This window comes from Zobellia russellii, assembly GCF_018728565.1.
GTDB classification, from domain to species: domain Bacteria; phylum Bacteroidota; class Bacteroidia; order Flavobacteriales; family Flavobacteriaceae; genus Zobellia; species Zobellia russellii.
In genome coordinates this window covers 1,332,207-1,350,759 of the sequence record NZ_JACSOI010000001.1, presented here as the reverse complement: position 1 = coordinate 1,350,759, position 18,553 = coordinate 1,332,207, and the positions used below count along the sequence as shown (strand labels likewise).

General features: G+C 37.5%; 13 protein-coding genes. 8 read left to right on the top strand and 5 right to left on the bottom strand.

Annotated elements, in window-relative coordinates:
- Positions 1–259 precede the first annotated feature (259 nt).
- From H9565_RS05520 to H9565_RS05510, 3 genes are all read right to left on the bottom strand, one after another.
- Complete coding sequence (locus H9565_RS05520; RefSeq protein ID WP_215438178.1) at positions 260–2,260, bottom strand: putative porin; 2,001 nt, start codon at positions 2,258–2,260, stop codon at positions 260–262.
- A 155-nt stretch (positions 2,261–2,415) separates the two neighbouring features.
- Complete coding sequence (locus H9565_RS05515) at positions 2,416–3,921, bottom strand: RagB/SusD family nutrient uptake outer membrane protein (protein WP_215438177.1); 1,506 nt, start codon at positions 3,919–3,921, stop codon at positions 2,416–2,418.
- Between the two features lie 12 nt (positions 3,922–3,933).
- Entirely contained in the window at positions 3,934–7,038 is a 3,105-nt protein-coding gene (locus H9565_RS05510) for a SusC/RagA family TonB-linked outer membrane protein (protein WP_215438176.1), read from the bottom strand.
- A 219-nt stretch (positions 7,039–7,257) separates the two neighbouring features.
- On the opposite strand from H9565_RS05510, the gene H9565_RS05505 reads away from it, so the two are divergent.
- The 5 genes from H9565_RS05505 to H9565_RS05485 all read left to right on the top strand — a co-directional run bounded on the left by H9565_RS05505 (position 7,258) and on the right by H9565_RS05485 (position 13,697).
- Positions 7,258–7,836 (top strand): ribonuclease HII, encoded by a 579-nt coding sequence (locus H9565_RS05505; protein WP_215438175.1) that lies wholly within the window; start codon positions 7,258–7,260, stop codon positions 7,834–7,836.
- Positions 7,837–8,065: 229 nt separating this feature from the next.
- Complete coding sequence (locus tag H9565_RS05500) at positions 8,066–9,409, top strand: OmpA family protein (protein ID WP_215438174.1); 1,344 nt, start codon at positions 8,066–8,068, stop codon at positions 9,407–9,409.
- An 18-nt stretch (positions 9,410–9,427) separates the two neighbouring features.
- A complete protein-coding gene (locus H9565_RS05495; protein WP_215438173.1) occupies positions 9,428–10,126 on the top strand; it encodes a TapB family protein in 699 nt (232 codons plus the stop codon).
- A 66-nt stretch (positions 10,127–10,192) separates the two neighbouring features.
- Entirely contained in the window at positions 10,193–10,807 is a 615-nt protein-coding gene (locus tag H9565_RS05490) for a hypothetical protein (RefSeq protein ID WP_215438172.1), read from the top strand.
- A gap of 112 nt (positions 10,808–10,919) precedes the next feature.
- A complete protein-coding gene (locus tag H9565_RS05485) occupies positions 10,920–13,697 on the top strand; it encodes a CHAT domain-containing protein (RefSeq protein WP_215438171.1) in 2,778 nt (925 codons plus the stop codon).
- Between the two features lie 2 nt (positions 13,698–13,699).
- Here the strand turns inward: H9565_RS05485 and H9565_RS05480 are convergent, their stop codons facing one another.
- Entirely contained in the window at positions 13,700–14,437 is a 738-nt protein-coding gene (locus H9565_RS05480) for a tetratricopeptide repeat protein (protein ID WP_215438170.1), read from the bottom strand.
- Positions 14,438–14,439: 2 nt separating this feature from the next.
- A complete protein-coding gene (locus H9565_RS05475) occupies positions 14,440–15,009 on the bottom strand; it encodes an RNA polymerase sigma factor (protein WP_215438169.1) in 570 nt (189 codons plus the stop codon).
- A 439-nt stretch (positions 15,010–15,448) separates the two neighbouring features.
- On the opposite strand from H9565_RS05475, the gene H9565_RS05470 reads away from it, so the two are divergent.
- The 3 genes from H9565_RS05470 (at position 15,449) to H9565_RS05460 (ending at position 18,513) form a co-directional block, all read left to right on the top strand.
- Positions 15,449–16,606, top strand: coding sequence for a PQQ-binding-like beta-propeller repeat protein (locus tag H9565_RS05470; RefSeq protein WP_215438168.1), 1,158 nt, complete (start codon positions 15,449–15,451; stop codon positions 16,604–16,606).
- Between the two features lie 180 nt (positions 16,607–16,786).
- Positions 16,787–17,152 carry a hypothetical protein gene (locus H9565_RS05465; protein WP_215438167.1) on the top strand — a complete coding sequence of 122 codons (366 nt, stop codon included), beginning with the start codon at positions 16,787–16,789 and terminating at the stop codon, positions 17,150–17,152.
- Between the two features lie 191 nt (positions 17,153–17,343).
- Positions 17,344–18,513, top strand: coding sequence for a Kelch repeat-containing protein (locus tag H9565_RS05460; RefSeq protein WP_215438166.1), 1,170 nt, complete (start codon positions 17,344–17,346; stop codon positions 18,511–18,513).
- Positions 18,514–18,553: the final 40 nt, after the last annotated feature.

The following is an 18,553-nucleotide window of genomic DNA, read 5'->3' as shown; positions in this document are numbered from 1 at the left end:
CTCTTTTTTAACCCCTGCTTAACAAACATCTTCATACCTGTTTAGCGGGCTGCAAATGTAACACCCTTTTTTAATTCCAGCACAATTTTTAACGGAAAATTTCGTTTTTTCACGTCCTGACCGCACAGCTGCTTGATTATGAGACATAAAGGGAACAAGGTTTTTACTTCCTTTCGGGTCATTTCCAGTCCCTAAGGCTTGACATGGACGTAACTTGGCACCATGAACATGCACCTGCCCTCCCCAAAACACACCCGAACTACGAGAAAAAGTTCCACACAAGACCGAAACGGATAACGAAATCACGGTATGGATACCCAGGGGCGGAATAGTATGTAGGCTTCTCTATGAACAAAGAATTAAAGTGTTCCGCCTTTAAATAGATTCTGGTTTGTTGAATTTTTGCATTTATGAAGAAATCCAACATAGGGAAGTTACCCAATTTTTGATCGTTCTGAAGGTAGAATTCACCCAAAAGCGAATTGTAAGCATCCATATTATACGCTGTAAAATACTTTAGGGTAACTCCTGTTTGCATAAACATGGCCTTTTTAAAAACGTCGGAAGAGAAGTACAATGTATTCCTAGTTACCAACTCAGGCACGTTTAAAACCTGATTTGCCTGAGATACATTTTGATACATAACTGTATTGTTTAACGCAAAACCTCCCAGTTTAAACTCCTTAGCATATTTTACCTTGGTATGGTTGAGTACATTACCTTCTTGCAAAGGGCGTATAGTAGCATTCTCCATACCTTCTTCCAAAATAACAGATGGGTCTTGCCCAAAATAGGTGTAATTATCCACCGTCTGGTAACTCACCATAAGATCACCCCACAACTCCGACTCAAAGTCCAAACGTAAACCGTAAACCTGTTCTTTTTCAAAATTGGACAGGTTTAACCAGTTGTAATTTTCATAATCACTTTGGTAAAGTAAGAAATTAAAATCGGGCATCTTTGATGAACCAAACGCGGATGCGGTTATCTTATGCTTATCATTTAACCTATAAGATGCGGAAGCGTTCATTTGATTACCGCCCAGCTCTCCTGACAAATTATACTTTGCCGTGGCCTTTAATTGAAAACCTTTTATACGCTTTTCATATTCCGCACCTAATGCAATTTCTTCGCCCTTTAGCCTACTTGGAATGGTTACCCCATCTTCATTTATGAGTATACTATTGAAAAAGTAGTTGTAATTGTACAGTGAAATATTACCTTGAAGCCTACCCAACGTTGCATTATAAAACTCCGCATTAACTTGGTTGTACATTGTTTTTAAACTGGCTTTGTCCTCAATTGGCGAAACCAGATTGTTTCCATAGTATTCGTTTGGAGTAGTTTGGTTAAATGCGTAATACTTGGTTTCGTAATTAAACTGATGACCTATACCTAACGATGTTTTTTCTTGGCGACTAGAGTCCTTTTCCTTTCGTATCAGCTTATATAAATGATCAAAAAAGTAGCGTTTACCCAATATCTTACTATTGGCATCACTAAAACGGACATCTATCTTAACCCGGTTACTAAAGTCTGCGAGACCGGACTCAAACTGCCCCTCCTCATCTACCAAACCACCGTTTTCCATATTTTCAATATTCTGGGCGGCTATATGTGCGCGTAAGCTATACCTATTATTCTTGGTAACATAATTGGTAGTAGTCCTAAAATTACCTGATTCCGATTGGTTATATTGGTATTTACCTAAAGAACGAAACCCTTTATACGCTAGAGAAAAATTGAGTCTTCTAGAGGTGTTGAAGGCCAAGTTGGCATCTAGTAATTGACCTTGTTCAAAAGTAGTCTTGAACAACAGATCTGACATTGGGGTGGCTACATTATAATAATCAATGTCCTCCTTCTCAAAATAATTACTGTGAAGTGCAGTAGCCCCCAACGACGGATACAAATTATTAGAAGTAAAATCTACCCCTAACTTATTATATGGTTTTCCTACGTTGGCAAAAGGCATAAGTTCAAAATCGTCCTTCCTTAAATAATTGTATTTATATTCTTTCTGAATGGTAAGTGTTGTATCCAAAAATGTGGTATCCCTGGCATAAGAAATAATCTTGTAATCTTTGATTGTTAACTCCTCCGGCTCCTCTTCTTTTTCCTTTTCCTTGGGCCCTAATCTACGTGGCATACGACGAACCGCCGAAGTATCTATGTCTCTTTTAGGAGGAATAGAGTCTTCTTGTGCAGAGACCTGAATACATGAAAAGTGAATTAAGAAAACTAAAAGAATATATTTCATTGAAGCTAATTACAGCGGTAAAGTTAATTTTTTTAGTTCGTAATTAAATGTGAAAATTTTAAGTTCTTGGATAGAGGTTTAAAAATTGATTTTCAAAACAAAAAAAAGCCGTCAACTAATATGACGGCCTTTCCTAGCAAAATTCAAATAAAAATCTAGTATACCAAATCTATATTCCTCCAGTCATTTGCACCAGAAGCAGTACCTGGTTCACCTACAGCGGCAGTACCGCCAAAAGTATATATATCATCTTGAGTAATTTCCAGTTCAGATGCCGGCACAGGATACATAGTTGGCGAGCCTGCTTGCAACATATCATGTCTTCTCATGAACCACCACTCAACGCAAATTCCCGATGCAAGGTCAAGTTCAATAGACACTTCATAAAGCAAAGCGTTCAAAACGTTAGGTCCTGCTGCCGTTGTAGATTGATTACCCTTTGACATGCGAGGAGAAGTATCCAAAGCTGCAACGGCTGCACCAAAGTTTCCTAAACGATAGTGGCATTCAGCTATTATATAATCTATTTCGGCCTTTGCAAAAACATTGGTAGGCAGACCGGTTTCGTTCTGATCATTGTCATTAAAAAACTTTACAGTTTTATAACTTGAAAAGAGATACCGCCCTCTTGAGGCTCTAAGAAATCCAAAATCATCACCAACATATTCGTAATACTCTTCAAGTCTAGGATCATCCGACACCGCTTCTCCTAACACAATACTTTCATCTTCAGGATAATCCGTATCATAAGTTGGGTCAAAAAGGTGCAGAATTTTCAAATCCGTAGGCATATAACCCGCATCTCCTAAATCAAACAATGACCAATCTTGAAAATTATTAAAAAACACATCTTCTTCTGCCAATGGGCTAAAGTCTTCGGTTAGGCCTTTTTCAGCATAAGCTAGTATAGCGTTATAATCAAGAGTTTCTGCTTCGGCATTATCCCTAGGCAAACCTATAGATAGACGTGCCAAATAACTATTTGCCAATTCTAGGAACTTAGGACCGTCTAGCATCTCTCCTCCTGGATAAATACTATATTGGAATCCGCTAAAAGAACTAGCCTTCTGAATACCTATCTCAATGTTCTTAACGGCTTCAACAAAAACTTCTTGATAAGTAGAAAACTCAAGTGCACCTGGATCCGTATCCGGATTTACGATATAAGCTTTATCATATATTAAAGCAAGATAACCTTGGGCCACACCTTTATCAAAATAAGCGGCAGCTAATTCCTGTTCCGTTAGATCACTGTCTCCAACCATTACTTGGTTACCATCATTCTCTATATTACCTATTACAATATTGGCATTATTGATTACGGAATTAAAACTATTCCATGGTCCACCGGCTTGAGATGAAAGGTCATCGTTAGCAGTTGAGTTTATAATCTGCCTTCTAGGTTGATCACAAAATGCCCAAAAACCACTAAAAGCATTTGTTGTAGAGAATTGATCAGCTATACCTCTAAAGAAAATACCTTGAAATTCTATTTGATTGTCGAATAAGGCTGAGTGATTAGAAATATTAAAGTTCTGAAAATCGGGTCCGTTCGCCAATACTCTTTGCGAATCTGCCTCATTGGAATTGCGTATATCGAATTCCTCTTGTGTACATGACAGTACTGTCATGGCCATGACAATATAAATTATTTTTTTCATGCTCTTATTTTTTTAAAATGTTATCTGTACCGCTGCAGCGAAAGTTCTAAAGTTTGGAAAAGAAAACTCATCCAACTTAAAAATGGGACTTCCACTAAGTGCTACTTCCGGATCATAACCTGAGTAATCCGTAAATGTGTATAAGTTTCTACCTGATAGTGTAAATTTGATAGCATCTATTGGAATTTTAGGTCCCAATATGTCATCATCCAAAGTATATGACAATGAGATTTCACGGATTTTCACAAAGGTTGCATCCTCAACAAAATAATCAATAGGAGCAGCTCCATTGTAAATTGTTGAACTAGCATTAGCATAAGAAGATTGCTGACCTGCAGCTCCATATGTATCTAAATCTGCATGTCTATCATTGAAATACAAAAATTGCTTGGTATAATTATAGACATCCCCACCAATTTGAGCATCTACAAGTGTGTAGAGACTAACGTTTTTATAGGTCAATGTATTTTTGAAGCCCATATTGAAGTCTGGGTTAGTATCTCCAATTAAACCTACAGCTAATTGATTTGTCTCAGGGTTCCACTTTCTAATTGCCTGTTCTCCGCCTGCGTTTACCAAACCAGACTGATCTTCATTGGCGGTCACAATAACATGACCAAATTCGTTAACCGAAAAATCAGATATTGGTAGATTAAGTCCTTCATTGATAACTACGCCATCCTCAACCGTTAAATCATCTAACGATGTTGCCAGTTGATTTCCGAACATTGCTCCGAATGGCTGCCCTGGCTCAACCCTAAAAACATTTACCGCTGGATCCGCATCCAATTGCTGGTTACTGTTACCTGCTCCAAAACCTTGAATAACCCTGTTGAAAGGAGCAACCGAACCTAAATTATCGACCGAATTTTCAACTGTCGCGAAAGTGATACCAAAATCCCATGTAAAATCTTCGGTTTCAAATGGCGTACCATTAAATGCAACCTCATATGCCTCATAGGAAGTATCCGCTACATTTTGAACTTGAACGCTTCCTGGAACCGCGCCAGATAAAGGTACCGTAATCAAAGCATCTTTCGTATTTGAATTAGCATAAGTAAATGCCAATGTATACTTATTTAAGACCTGAAAATCAAAACCAACTTCCAATTCCTTTATTGTTGGCGATTGCAAATCAGGATTACCAATTTGTAATGGAGTAATACCCGTCTGACTTACTGAGAACGTCTCAAAAATGTCTCCAAAGCTAGGTCTAAGACCTGCAGTACCATAGGAGGCTCTAAATTTTAATTCATCTAACCATTCCGCATCAATATCCTCACCCAACCTATAGGCTAAAGACCCTCTATAGAAAAGTTGATCGCGATTGTCCTCTCCAAAGAGCGAACTTCTATCCGACCGTACAAATCCACCAATTATTAATTTGTCCTTCCAATCAAAATCTGCGGATAAGAATACGTTTTGTGTTTTCTCTTGAAACTCACCCGAGTTTACACTAATATTCTCGGTACCCTGTTGTAAATTACTAACCCCTTCCGTTAAAAAATTAGAACTTTGGGCAGTTTTAAAAGATCCTTCAAAGTCTTCGAATAAATACCTTAAAGAAGATTTAAAATTAAAATCACCAAAACTAGTGTTGTAATTTAACTGAGCATAAGAATTGACCCGAGCGTAATCACTATCAATATTTAAAATAAAACCGTTGTTGGTATTCGGATCAAATTGAGAACCTGAAACATAACCTTTTGGGAAGAAGTTAACGAATTCACTACGGCCTCTGTCCGTAGACAAATGAGTTTCAAATACCAAGTTATCCGTAATGCTATACTTACCAGTAACCGAAGATACTAATCTAGTATTTTCATTATCAAACTTTTGGTTTGAAGCAACATATAATGGATTTTGATATTCATTGATAAATCCATTTCCATCAAAGAAGGGAATAAAGTTTCCGTTAGCGTCTTTTTGATCTAGTCTTACCGTTGGGTTCGCCGTTAACAAATTAAAAAACACGTTATCTCCTTGTCCAGCTTGAGTAACCTCTGCCCCTGTTTGCCTAACCAAATAATTGGTTAGTTCCAGCTTAAATTTGCTACTTAAATTTACATCCAAATTTAGACGTGCATTTTGTCTTTTAAACGGGTCAAGACCTCTTATAATGCCTTGTACCTCTGTTTGCTCAGCCGAAACATAATAGTTAACCTTGTCTAGATTCTGAGAGACTCCTACACTTATTTGACTGTAGGGTTGGGAGCTAATGAACTCATCTACGTTATTTATCAAATCACCAGGATAGGGGTTGTCAAAAATCCCGTCTGGGTCAGCAACTATTGAACCGCTGCTAACATCAAAATTGCCATTTGCATCTAACAATCTATCATGATTCTTTGCCAATGGATAATCTCTTTGAGTATTAGAGAAACCATTTTCAAAACGCAATGTTACTTTAGGCTTATCTGTGGTACCCCGCTTTGTTATAATTTGGATAACACCATTACCTGCCAATGAACCATAGAGAGATGAAGCTGCCGCCCCTTTTACCACCTCTATTGTTTCTATATCCTGTGTACTTATTTGATTAAGTCCTCCTTGAGTTATAATACCATCTACAATAATTAGCGGTGCAGTGCTCCCTTCTATAGAACTTGCCCCTCTTAAAATAACAGCAGCATTACGGAGCGGATTACCACCACCTTGAACAATTTGCGCACCAGCTACTTTTCCAATTAAAGCCGATGCGGCATCAGGAGTTGGTACATTTTGAGTTCCAGTTACAGGTACTGTCTCCACTTTAAAAGCCAGCTTCTTTTTTGAAGTACCTTGGGCAACACCGGTCAAAACCACCTCTTCTAAAGCTTGGGCCGAATATTCCATCTGTACGTTAATGGAATTTGAGGCACCAACCACTCTTTTAACCGTTTTTTGTCCGATATAACTATATCTAAGACTCTGCCCCTCTTCTGCACTAATGGTATAGTTACCATCAAAATCTGTTTGGGTACCATTTGTAGTCCCTATAACCACAACGGAAACACCTGGTAACGGAAGACCATCTTCATCCGTAACATTTCCGGAAATTGATTTTTCTTGGGCAAATGAGTAGCCTGATAATAATACCAAAAAAGGCACTATAATCCATTTAAATTTTCGTTTCATGTATATGTTTTTGTGAATTAGTTTCAACAAAAAACCTAAAAATTTGTTAATAATACAAATATTATCACAAATTTTGTTTATAAAATGTTAATTTGACACTTATTTTGTTAAAAAATAACAATCGCGATTTGACCTGTATTTCTTAGAAAAAAGAGACCTCTATATTGTAATTTGTAATAAGTAATTATATTTTACGGTCCTGTTAATTTCCATTGAAGAATGCTATTAGAGAAATACAAATTTGAAAACGAGGCCGGAACCGATGAAGCTGGAAGAGGATGTTTAGCCGGACCAGTTACGGCCGCTGCCGTAATCTTGCCCAAAGGATTTACAAATAGCATTTTAAATGACTCAAAATTACTGACCCACAGCAAAAGGGATGTGCTAAGGCCCATAATTGAATCTGACTGCACGGCATACGCCGTGTCCCATGTTTTTCAAGAAGAAATTGATGCCATCAATATTTTAAATGCCTCAATTTTAGCAATGCACCAAGCTATTGAACAATTAAAAACAACTCCCAAATTTATTATCGTAGACGGGAACCGATTCAAGCCCTTTAAAGATATTCCGCATGAATGTATAATTAAAGGCGACGGAAAATACATGAACATTGCCGCAGCATCCGTTTTGGCAAAGACTTATAGAGATGCATATATGGATGTGCTTCACGAAGAATACCCTATGTACAACTGGAAAAAAAATAAGGGCTACCCTACAAAAGAACATCGTGCGGCCATTAAGAAGTATGGTATTACCAAATATCACAGGAAAAGTTTTCGGTTACTCCCCGAATAATAGAGTCCAAGCATTTATTTCTATTTTTTCTTACATGTAGGAAGAGTAATATTTATTCCATCTACAAAGTATTTTATACCATCCATACAATTTTCACATCCAACAAATACAAATCTCTCTTTTAAAAAACCCATTTCATTTAGTTTTGATGTTAACCTTTTAAGGTGTTTAATCATTAATGTAAACATTAGGTCTACGGACAATTTTTACATTATTAAATACCAAGTACATGAAAACACTAGAACACTACTTAAAATTTATTTTACCCATAGTGTGCATCTTTTTTGCCCACAAGACAAGTGACGCCCAAATTTTAAGAAAACTGGGTAAAGCTGCCGAAAGAGCCGCCGAAAGAACGGTTGAACGCAGGGTAGAAAAAGAAACCTCCGAAAAAACGGATCAAGCCCTTGACAGTATTTTTGAACCTGGATCCGAAAAAAAGAAAAAGAAAAAACCTAAAACCAATCCTTCCAACAGTCCCGGAGAACAAGAATCCCCACAAACTAGCGAAGAGAATTCCCCCAATAACGAAGAGGAATCCAGTAAAACTGAGCCAGGAGGTATTAAGGTGTACAGTAAATTTGATTTTGTACCAGGTGATACCCCAATTTTTGTAGATGATTTTTCCAACGATTTTGTGGGCGATTTTCCATCACGTTGGAATACAAACGGGAGTGGAGAATTGGTTACCCTAGATGGGCAATCCAATAAATGGCTGAAAATTTTACCCGGTTACCAAACTACATATATTCCGGATGTCACCAATCTACCCGAAGAATTTACCTTGGAGTTTGATGTTATTGCTACCGGACTGGACAGTAAAACTTCCTCTCAATCTTATTTTGGAGTAACTATAAGCGATAACAACACCTTTAAAAAAGGTGCCAATTTAGGCAAGGTAGAATATTCTTTTTGTCAGTTTATTGCACGTGGGGTGGTGGTTGAAAACAACATTGCCTCAAAACGAGTTATTCGTAATGACGTGGGTGCAGATATCCGAAATATTGTAAATAAGAAACACCATGTTTCCGTCGCGGTCAACAAACAGCGATTTAGACTATGGATAAACGAAACCAAATATATAGATGTACCAAGGCTTTTACCGGCCAGTGTGCAAATGGAAGGTGTTAAGTTTACGCTTCGCGGAACGGACACCAAGAAAGAATCTATACTCATAGGGAATATAAAAGTTGCAAAAGGAGGTGTTGACTTACGTAGACAATTACTTGCAGATGGGAAAATATCCACTAACGGAATCCTTTTCAATAGTGGCTCTGCCAATATTCAACCGCAATCTATGGGCATCATTCGCCAGATTTATCAAGTTCTTCAGCAGGATAGTTCAATAAAGTTAAAAATTGTTGGGCATACCGATGCCGATGGAGACGACAGTAAAAACATGAGCCTATCTCAAAACAGAGCTGAAGCTGTCAAAAATGCCTTAATATCAGTATATAACGTATCTTCAGACAGATTAACAACAGAAGGTAAAGGTGAAACTGAGCCTGTTGGCGACAATTCATCACCCGATGGCAAAGCGCTAAACCGACGCGTAGAATTTATCAAACTATAAAAACATAAAATGAACACTATGAAAACCCCTTTATTGATTACCTTATTATGCTTCTTCACTATGAACGTCACTTTTGCACAAGAAAGTTGTAGTAAATTCTATCCTTTAGAAGAAGGGAGCTCATTTGAATACACGAGTTACGATAAAAAAGGTAAAACTGATGGCAGCGTAAACTACACCATCACCGATGTTCGTCAAGAAGGCTCGGCAGCAGCAGCTACTTTTGACATGAAATTTAAAGATAAAAAAGGTAAGGATATTTTTGAAAGCAGCTATTCCTTTAGTTGTGAAAACGGATTGGTTACAGTTGATTACCAATCGCTCTTTCCCTCTCAAATGATGCAACAATATTCAGAAATGGGATTGGAAATGGATATTTCCGGCACGGATATAGAATTGCCCAATGACCTTTCTATCGGTCAAGAATTAGCGGACGCCAACGTTGCCATTGCTATGAGCATGTCTGGTATTAACATGAACGTTTCCGTAGACCAAACCAATAGAAAGGTAGAGAAGAAAGAAAGTGTGACCACTCCTGCAGGTACCTTTGATTGTTATTTGATCACCGAAAACAGCACCACAAAAACCATGGGAGCCACTATTAAAATGAAATCTAAACTATGGCTTGCAGAAGGTGTTGGTATGATAAAACAGGAATCTTACAAGGACAATGGTAATTTAATCAGTACATCTGAACTTACTTCTTATTCAAAATAGAACAAACTGTTAACCTTTTTCACCTAAGAACATTAAACAATACTTATAACCTCTAAACCCTCTATTATGAAAATGAAACTATTTTTAGGATGCACACTTTTATTGATGTTTACATCATGTATAAAAGACTATGTTGGTCATGCAGATGACAAGGTTAAACTAACCAAAGAAAATTATATCTATGAAGGTGACCTCTATTCCTTTTATTTAAGCAACGAAATAGCAACCTTGGAAAACCATATAAAAGAATTGGAATCTATCTCGCCCAACGACCCAAAATACAATGAAGCTCAAAAAGAAAAGGCTATGGCCGAAAGTCAAAAAAAGGAATTTATGGAGGTACAGAAAAGTATTTTTGATCTAGGTATTTTAGGAATAATAGACCCGGATAATCCTCCCCTTCCATGTTTTTGTTGGACACTCTCCAATTTGCAAGAGTTCCTTATCACTACTCCGGACACAAAGATTCTGAATGTTAGCGTTCTAGATTTGAGCGGAAAAGAGATAAGTAAAATCATAACCGAATTTTCGCCATTACCTGAATACAATAATCAAATTCTGTATCAAAAGTTTGCCACCCTAGCCGCAGAAAAAGGCGAACTACTTATAAAAGTTGAGAAATTAGGAGAAGATGGAAGGCCATTTAATTACACAATACCTGCCTATTATATTCCACAATAAAAATAACCTAATGATACCGTTACAAATGTAAAATCCATAATTTATTGTAGTACAAATCTTTAAACGAACTTATTCGTAAATTGGCCTTCATATATATGAAGGCCAATTTTTTATGAAACCAATTATTGTATTTTGCATCTTCTTTTTAGTATGTTGTTCATTAATTGGGCAGACTCATGAATACAATAACCATTTAGATTCCTTAACAAAGAAATCGCGTCAATTTTACTACAAGCAACAAGATTCAGTATATCACTATTTTCAAAAGATATATTCACTTTCCAGTGCGAACAACTTTTGGAACGACAGTTTCTACACGCTGATCAACTGGAACAGACAGTCTATTTATTTTTATGATTTACAACAAATTAAATCTAACATTCGCTTACTGGATTCTATTTCCTTAGTTCATGAAAAAGAAATAGATACCTCTTCTAATAGGCTAATGATTCAAAATTCGCTACTGTACGATAAAGCCATGTACTATTACAACATTAATGAGTATAGTACATTACGAAATGCTTTATTGAAAATTATAGACTCATATAATGAGACCCAGCCAGAAACCCTTACTACAGGTCATGCCTACCTTATCTCCAGCGGCTATAGCCTTCTAGCAAAAGCCTATAGCAACGAAGGCAAATATGATTTAGCCAAACAGTATTATCATCAAAACATTAGATTCTTACAGAAACATTTGCCCAATAACCTCCCCTATATATTAAACACATATAGCTTGTTAGGTGAAGTTTATGAAAGAGAAGGCCAGTACGGACTATCCAGCTCTTATTTTCAAAAATCATTCTCATCTCATTTAAAAAACAACTCAAACTTAAATTACGTCATTACGGATGGATGCCGACTGATTCAAAGCAAACTGGCCCTCACCCAGTTGGATAGTGCCAATCATTATCTAAATCTGTTAAGGGATAAAATCCCTGAAAAACATCCATTTTGGCATAAATATTATGAAGCAGAAGCGGGGTTTTACAAATCAAAAAGAGAATACCAAAAATCGACCGAAGCTTATACGAATGCTATATCCGCCTTAAAAAGAAAGTGGAAAAATCAAAATCATGATGAAATAGCACTCCTATATAACCAAATAGGGTTAATGAATATAGATTTCAAAAAATATGATAGGGCTTTGAAAAATTTCAAATTGGGAATTGAGCAACTATCCGTTCACAATCCTAACGGCACCACCTTATTAAAACTCCTAAAAAACAGAGCTGAGGCACTCTCCAGAATTGGTGATGAATCCTCTTACCCTCAAGTTATAACTACCGTTAATCAAGCGTTGATCCAATTGGACACCCTAAAGCCTACCTTTAAAAGCCAAGCGGATAAGCTGACGCTTATTGAAGATGTATATCCGCTTATAGAATCTGGCTTGAACGCCCTTTATAATTTGTATACTATTAAGGGAGAAGGCAATTATATTGACCAGGCTTTCAAGTATAGCGAAGAAAGTAAATCTGCTATATTGCTTGAAGCTCTATTGAACACCAAAGCAACCAAATTTGGCAATATTCCTCCTGAACTTTTAGAGCGAGAAAGTCAGTTGAAATCCGAAATTGTTTACTTGGAAAAGAAGACCAACTACGTTAAGGAAAAAACTGATACGTCAGAAGAACTTCTCTTTGACCTTAAACAGGAACACCGGAAACTCATTGCCGATTTAGAAGCTAACTACAATGATTATTTCAACTTAAAATATAACACCAAGACCATTTCACTACGGGGGTTACAGGATGAATTGGGTGAGGGAGAAAAATTAATATCCTACTTCTACGGCAACCATGATATTTATGTAGTAACGGTTACCAAAGGCGAAAAGAAATTAGGAAAAATTCCGATAACCGAAGAATTAGAAACCAGGATTAAATCCGCTTATAAAGATTTGGCAGACCCACAGTCCGATATAAAAGAACTAAGCAAAAAAACCTATCAACTGTACAACAGATTGTTAGCACCTTTTATAACTGAAGCAGACCAAGAACTTACACTTATAACGGACGGGTTATTAAACTACATTCCCTTTTCGGCCCTAAATACGAACAACAACGACTTGACCTACCTAATTGAGCATTCTGCAATAAGATATAGTAATTCGGCTACACTCCTTTCGGAATTACGCAACCGACCTGTAAACACGCCAAATGTACTAGTCGTAGCCCCAAGTTTTGATGGTACATCTCAGGTTAATATCAACAGGTCCGCACTTTCACACTTGCCCCATAATAGTTTAGAGGCCAAAAGAATTTTGAGCACTTTTGAAGGGCATTCATTACTAAAAAATGATGCTTCACTTGAAAATTTCAAAAAGGAACACAAAAAATATGGCATTCTACATTTGGCCACACACGCTATTTTTAACGATAGTACCCCGGAATATTCCTATTTGGCTTTTTCGCAGAACCATAACAACGATAATGAAGACCTTCTTTTTGTAGCAGACTTGTATACGCTTAGAACAGATGCCGACTTGATTACTTTAAGCGCATGCGAAACGGGTATTGGAGAATTGCGCCGGGGAGAAGGGTTTATGGGCCTTTCCCGTGGGTTCTTCTATGGCGGGGCTTCCAGTATTGCCAGTACTTTATGGAAAGTAAACGATGCTTCTTCCGCCAACCTTATGGGGTTGTTCTATACGCATCTCTCCAAAGGAGAATCTAAGGACAGAGCCATGCAAAACGCACAGATAACATTTTTACAAAACAACAGTCAAAATGCCTTGGCACACCCCTATTATTGGTCTGGATATGTACTCTCTGGCAATAGCACACCGGTATTAATTAAATACCATTGGGGATATTGGATTATTGGAGCCGTAATTCTTGCCCTGTTAGGATTTTGGGCCTTCACTAAAAAAAAGAGAATTAGTTGACCTTATTCTAATTCTTTCAAGAGCCGTTGCGCCTTATCCTTATTATAGTCGAATTGAGAAACAAGCTCATTTAAGTATTCTACAGCAGCCTTCTTATTGTTTTCCTTTATGGCAATTAACGCTAGGTACCAATAGGTCTCTGCTTTAAACTTTTCATTTGATGCTCCCGTGTTAACCAGTAATTTTTTGGCCTCGTCCAACTGACCTGAATTTAAATATGACAACCCTAAGTAAAAATCCACATATCCTTTTTTATCGGATTGAGGTATTCGTTTAAAGTTTCCAATAGCCGACTCATAATTACCTAACTCATAATCCGTAAATGCTTTTCTTTCAATAGATTCAACAGACTCCCCCCTAGTAATGGCATAAACCGTATTGGGATATTCCTGAAAGTTCTCCCGGTACAGGTTTTCATAATCGGGTCCTGAAAAATTATTGTAACCCAACCAGCCAAGACCTACCAACAACGCAATAGATGCCGCCATAGCCCATTTTCTATAATTTGTTCCGGGCAATTTACGCACCGGTGTAGCACTTTCTATCTCCTTTTCAAAACCTCTTAGCTTAGCCTTTAGGTTTTCATTTTCTTTCTCTATAATAACTCCCTTTAAGTTATTTTCAAAGTCGAATTGTTTCTTAAAATCGATATCCGTTTTCAACAACTCTTCAAATTGATGCTGCTCTTCAACCGTCAATTGGTTCGAAAAATAATTATACAATAAAAGTTCTTTATCCATGATTAGTAGGTATTTGCTTGGATTTTTTCTCTAAGTGTTTTCATGCAACGTGATTTGGCCGCTTTAACCACATTCTCATTATTATAATTTTCAGCCTCCATAATCTCGTTTATGGTATAACCCCGGTAATAAAAAAGGGTTAACAATTGCTGGCATTTTTCGCCTAGAGTACTAAAATGCTTTTTCAATAAAACCTGTTCTGCAGAAAGATCGGGTCTTTTTAAATCAAAGGTATTTACCTGCTCATCTGTTTCTTCAACCCTTGATAAATCATAACCTCCACTTACCATTTTTTTATTCTTTCTCATCCTGTCAAAAATTAAATATTTGCCAATAGAAAACAGGTATGTAGAAATACTGCTGGTTAAGCTTTCTAGTTTACCGCTCATGACATTATCATAGAAAATAATATAGGCATCTTGATATACATCTATATTTTCTTCTTCCGAAAGGTTGTAGCGCCTCGCATAATTCAAAAATTTTGTGCGATTGGACTCATACACCTTTTTTAAAAGAATATCAGACCCTTTTCGTAAATCTTCAAGCGTTATTTCTGCCTGTATATTTTCCATTTAATGCATATCTAATGAGAAGGTTAACAGCGGTGGCATCTAATTTAACATTTTTTAGATGCTCGCTCCCGAAATCCAACGATTATTTGCACTCACAGAAAATTATCATTCCTAAAATAAAAAAGAGAGACCATGTTAACCTAAGCTATGCTTTGGACACAAAGTAACGAACCTTAAAAATAAAAGACATGGACACTTATGAAAAACTTGAGCTCCTAAAACGAATATTGATTCTCGCGTTTACCATTACTCTATCTCTCCTTTTTAAGGTTCTTTTCTAAAGGAATAATACTCGTTATATATTATTACATCCTTTGCATCTTAAAAGATAAGTTATGCAGAGTTTTTTTACCTGATAGTGTTAACCTTGACAAAGCCCTTACATAAAAGTCAAACAAATATTGTAATTATTATGAAAACCTTTAAACCACTCTTAGTAATGCTTCTAGTTCTCTTTGTTACTCTAAGTTGCAAAAAAGATGATGACAGCAATTTTGAAGATCCAGAAGCACCTATAGAAAATATCTTAGGCAGTCTTTGGATAAGCAGCAGCAATCTTTTTACGGAATTGGACTTAAAAGACAATCGGCAAATCAACTCCCTAACTACGCTAGATTCTTTTAAATGTAATGAATTTGATGGTGTTTTTATTTGTACTCAAGGGGAACATTCCGGAACAAAAACGGTATTGCGCAAAGGCACTTTTAATGGAGAGCTGATGTGGTCCAAAGATTATGCAAAAGACAGCAACAAGTTTTATGAAATTGGCGCCACTTCAATACATAAAAACACGGTTTTGGTAAGCTATAGAACAGTTAATAGCACAACCTATAATTCAAACTTTTATCTCGATGCATTAAATCTTGAGACGGGCGATGTTCGTTGGACTGTAGAGCTTAGTAATGAGGTAAAGAGAATGACCCTTTACAAAAACAAAATAATAACCGAATTGAGCTTAGGCTCAAGCACCCAGGAAATTTTGAGTATTGACCCCGTTGATGGCCATATTGATAAAAGAATACCTTTCACGGACAGAGTATCAAAATTGGTCGGTGGTTCCTCCTCGATAATCATTATGACTTGGAGTAATAATGTTGTTTCTATGGATGCCGATTTGAATGAAAATTGGACATTCAATACCGGAAGCCCCAATATTCTTGGAGGTTATGAATCTGGTAATCAATTCATTTTTTACTCTCGTGACGAAAAAGTTTATAGTATTAATAAAGACGACGGAGAGCTTATTTGGGAACATAGTTATTCCCGAAAGTACCCGTCGGCTATAAACATATCAGACGACACAGTTTTCATTAGCTATAAAGAAGAGCGTACGGCCATTGTTACCAAAACTCTCGATATTTTTAGTGGGGAAGAACTAGATTCTTTCACGTACCCCATTACTGAAGAATGGAATGCCTCATCAACAAAGCATTATTTTTTTGATGACCACCTATTACTTTTTAACATTGTACCTGACGACAACAAAGCAAATATTGTTTTAATGAATATCCCTGCCAAAACATTGGTATGGGAACTAGAACTAGATCAAATAGCCTACCCACATTTAATTATCACGCCAACAGATTACTATCAATAAGGTATCTATTATAAAAAGGCTATGTATTAGGATAAATTTCACGTTTCCGTTCGGTTACATTCAAGAGAAACTTTATCTAAAATTACATCAAGAATGCTATAGCAATTTTGACACTAGAACTTGATGTGATTTTCTTTAACAACATACTAAACAATTTATAACAGTTCAAAACAAAAACCAATGAAAACAATTGAATTAACACTTACAATAGTCGCCCTTGGCTTAACTACTTTTTGCCAAGCGCAGCAAACCCAAGACAAATCAAAGACAGATACCACTAAACAAATGAACCTTCTAGACGAGCAGACAAAGGTCTTTGGTGAAGTTTTTAATCTGATGGGAGCGGGAGCGGATAACCCGGTAGGCGATGCGACAAACTATCTTGAATTGATAAAAAACATGGATATCTCGGATGAGATGAAACAGACCCTTCGTAATCAGTACGAAATAATTGATTTAGGCAACGACCCCACAAAGAAAGAAGAACTCAAAGCAAAGGTCAGTAAGATGTTAAATGATGCTAAATCAGAAGATGTTAAAAACTGATCGTGAACCATAAGTAAAGATTCGAATCTGTTAGCCATCCGTTATAAAGAAGTATCAAAGGCATGCTTTTTTTTACCCCCAAAAGATGAAGAACCTCGGCTCAAACCGAGGTTTTTTTACACCCTAATGTTAACCTTTACTTTCCGCTACCATTAAAGTGAAACTAAACGTATCACCCTAAAAAAAATATTATGAAAACACCAACAACATTCTATCTCGTTCTACTGTTAGGTATGTTTCTACTAAACGCCGCTTGTTCCAAAGACGATGGGCCGGAAGCTCCGCCCCCGGCTGCGGAAGAACTACCAAAAGAGGAGGAAAAACCTAGCGAAGAAGAAGAACCTGCCAACCGCGCACCCGAGCCATTTAATTTGATCGGGGTAACGGACGGTGCCGTTGGTGTAGACGTATACCCTACTTTTAGTTGGCAGGCCGCTACAGACCCAGATGGGGATGCCATCACCTACGACCTGTATTTGGGCAAAGAAGAGGACCCTACTGAACTATACACGGCAGACCTTACTAGTACCTCTTTTGAAGTAACAGAGCGCCTGCATACCTATGAAACCTATTACTGGAAAGTGGTGGCCAAGGATCCCGAAAATGCCACGGCAAACAGCACGGTTAACGAATTTAGCGTAAGGGGGCTAAAATTTGACAACACCCCAGTAACCGCTGCTGCTGCTTTCTCGGGAAGGTCTAATCATACCACCGCTGTTTTTGACAACAAGATGTGGGTCATTGGTGGTTATGACGATACAAATAAAAATGACGTTTGGTATAGCGCAGATGGTCTTACCTGGACCGAGGCTACCAATGCGGCCCCTTTTTCCGAAAGAATTAGACACACCACCGCTGTTTTTGATAACAAATTATGGGTCATTGGAGGTTATGACGTAACCTTTAAAAACGACATTTGGTACAGCAACGATGCCATTACCTGGACCGAAGCTACGGCAGATGCCCCTTTCTCGCGAAGATATGGGCACACCACCGCTGTTTTTGACAACAAGCTGTGGGTCATTGGGGGATATGATGGAACCTATAAAAACGACGTTTGGTACAGTAACGATGGGCTTACCTGGACCGAGGCTACCAGTGCTGCCCCTTTCTCGGGAAGACGCGGGCATACCACCGCTGTTTTTGACAACAAATTATGGGTCATTGGAGGAAATGATAGAACACGCAAAAATGACGTTTGGTACAGCGCCGATGGGTTTACCTGGACCGAGGCTACTAGTACGGCCCCTTTTTCGGGAAGATCATCGCACACCACCGCTGTTTTTGACAACAAATTATGGGTCATTGGAGGCTATTCAAGTGAAGATGGCCGTATGAACGATGCATGGGCTTTTGATTAAGATTAAAGGAAAAAACCTCGGCTCACGCCGTGGTTTTTTT

Bases quoted from the DNA above. Each gene is read 5' to 3' on its own strand.
- H9565_RS05520 (WP_215438178.1), bottom strand. From the start codon at position 2,260: ATGAAATATATTCTTTTAGTTTTCTTAATTCACTTTTCATGTATTCAG.
- H9565_RS05505 (WP_215438175.1), top strand. From the start codon at position 7,258: ATGCTATTAGAGAAATACAAATTTGAAAACGAGGCCGGAACCGATGAA.
- H9565_RS05460 (WP_215438166.1), top strand. From the start codon at position 17,344: ATGAAAACACCAACAACATTCTATCTCGTTCTACTGTTAGGTATGTTT.
- H9565_RS05465 (WP_215438167.1), top strand. From the start codon at position 16,787: ATGAAAACAATTGAATTAACACTTACAATAGTCGCCCTTGGCTTAACT.
- H9565_RS05490 (WP_215438172.1), top strand. From the start codon at position 10,193: ATGAAAATGAAACTATTTTTAGGATGCACACTTTTATTGATGTTTACA.
- H9565_RS05500 (WP_215438174.1), top strand. From the start codon at position 8,066: ATGAAAACACTAGAACACTACTTAAAATTTATTTTACCCATAGTGTGC.
- H9565_RS05480 (WP_215438170.1), bottom strand. From the start codon at position 14,437: ATGGATAAAGAACTTTTATTGTATAATTATTTTTCGAACCAATTGACG.
- H9565_RS05470 (WP_215438168.1), top strand. From the start codon at position 15,449: ATGCTTCTAGTTCTCTTTGTTACTCTAAGTTGCAAAAAAGATGATGAC.
- H9565_RS05475 (WP_215438169.1), bottom strand. From the start codon at position 15,009: ATGGAAAATATACAGGCAGAAATAACGCTTGAAGATTTACGAAAAGGG.
- H9565_RS05485 (WP_215438171.1), top strand. From the start codon at position 10,920: ATGAAACCAATTATTGTATTTTGCATCTTCTTTTTAGTATGTTGTTCA.
- H9565_RS05495 (WP_215438173.1), top strand. From the start codon at position 9,428: ATGAAAACCCCTTTATTGATTACCTTATTATGCTTCTTCACTATGAAC.
- H9565_RS05510 (WP_215438176.1), bottom strand. From the start codon at position 7,038: ATGAAACGAAAATTTAAATGGATTATAGTGCCTTTTTTGGTATTATTA.
- H9565_RS05515 (WP_215438177.1), bottom strand. From the start codon at position 3,921: ATGAAAAAAATAATTTATATTGTCATGGCCATGACAGTACTGTCATGT.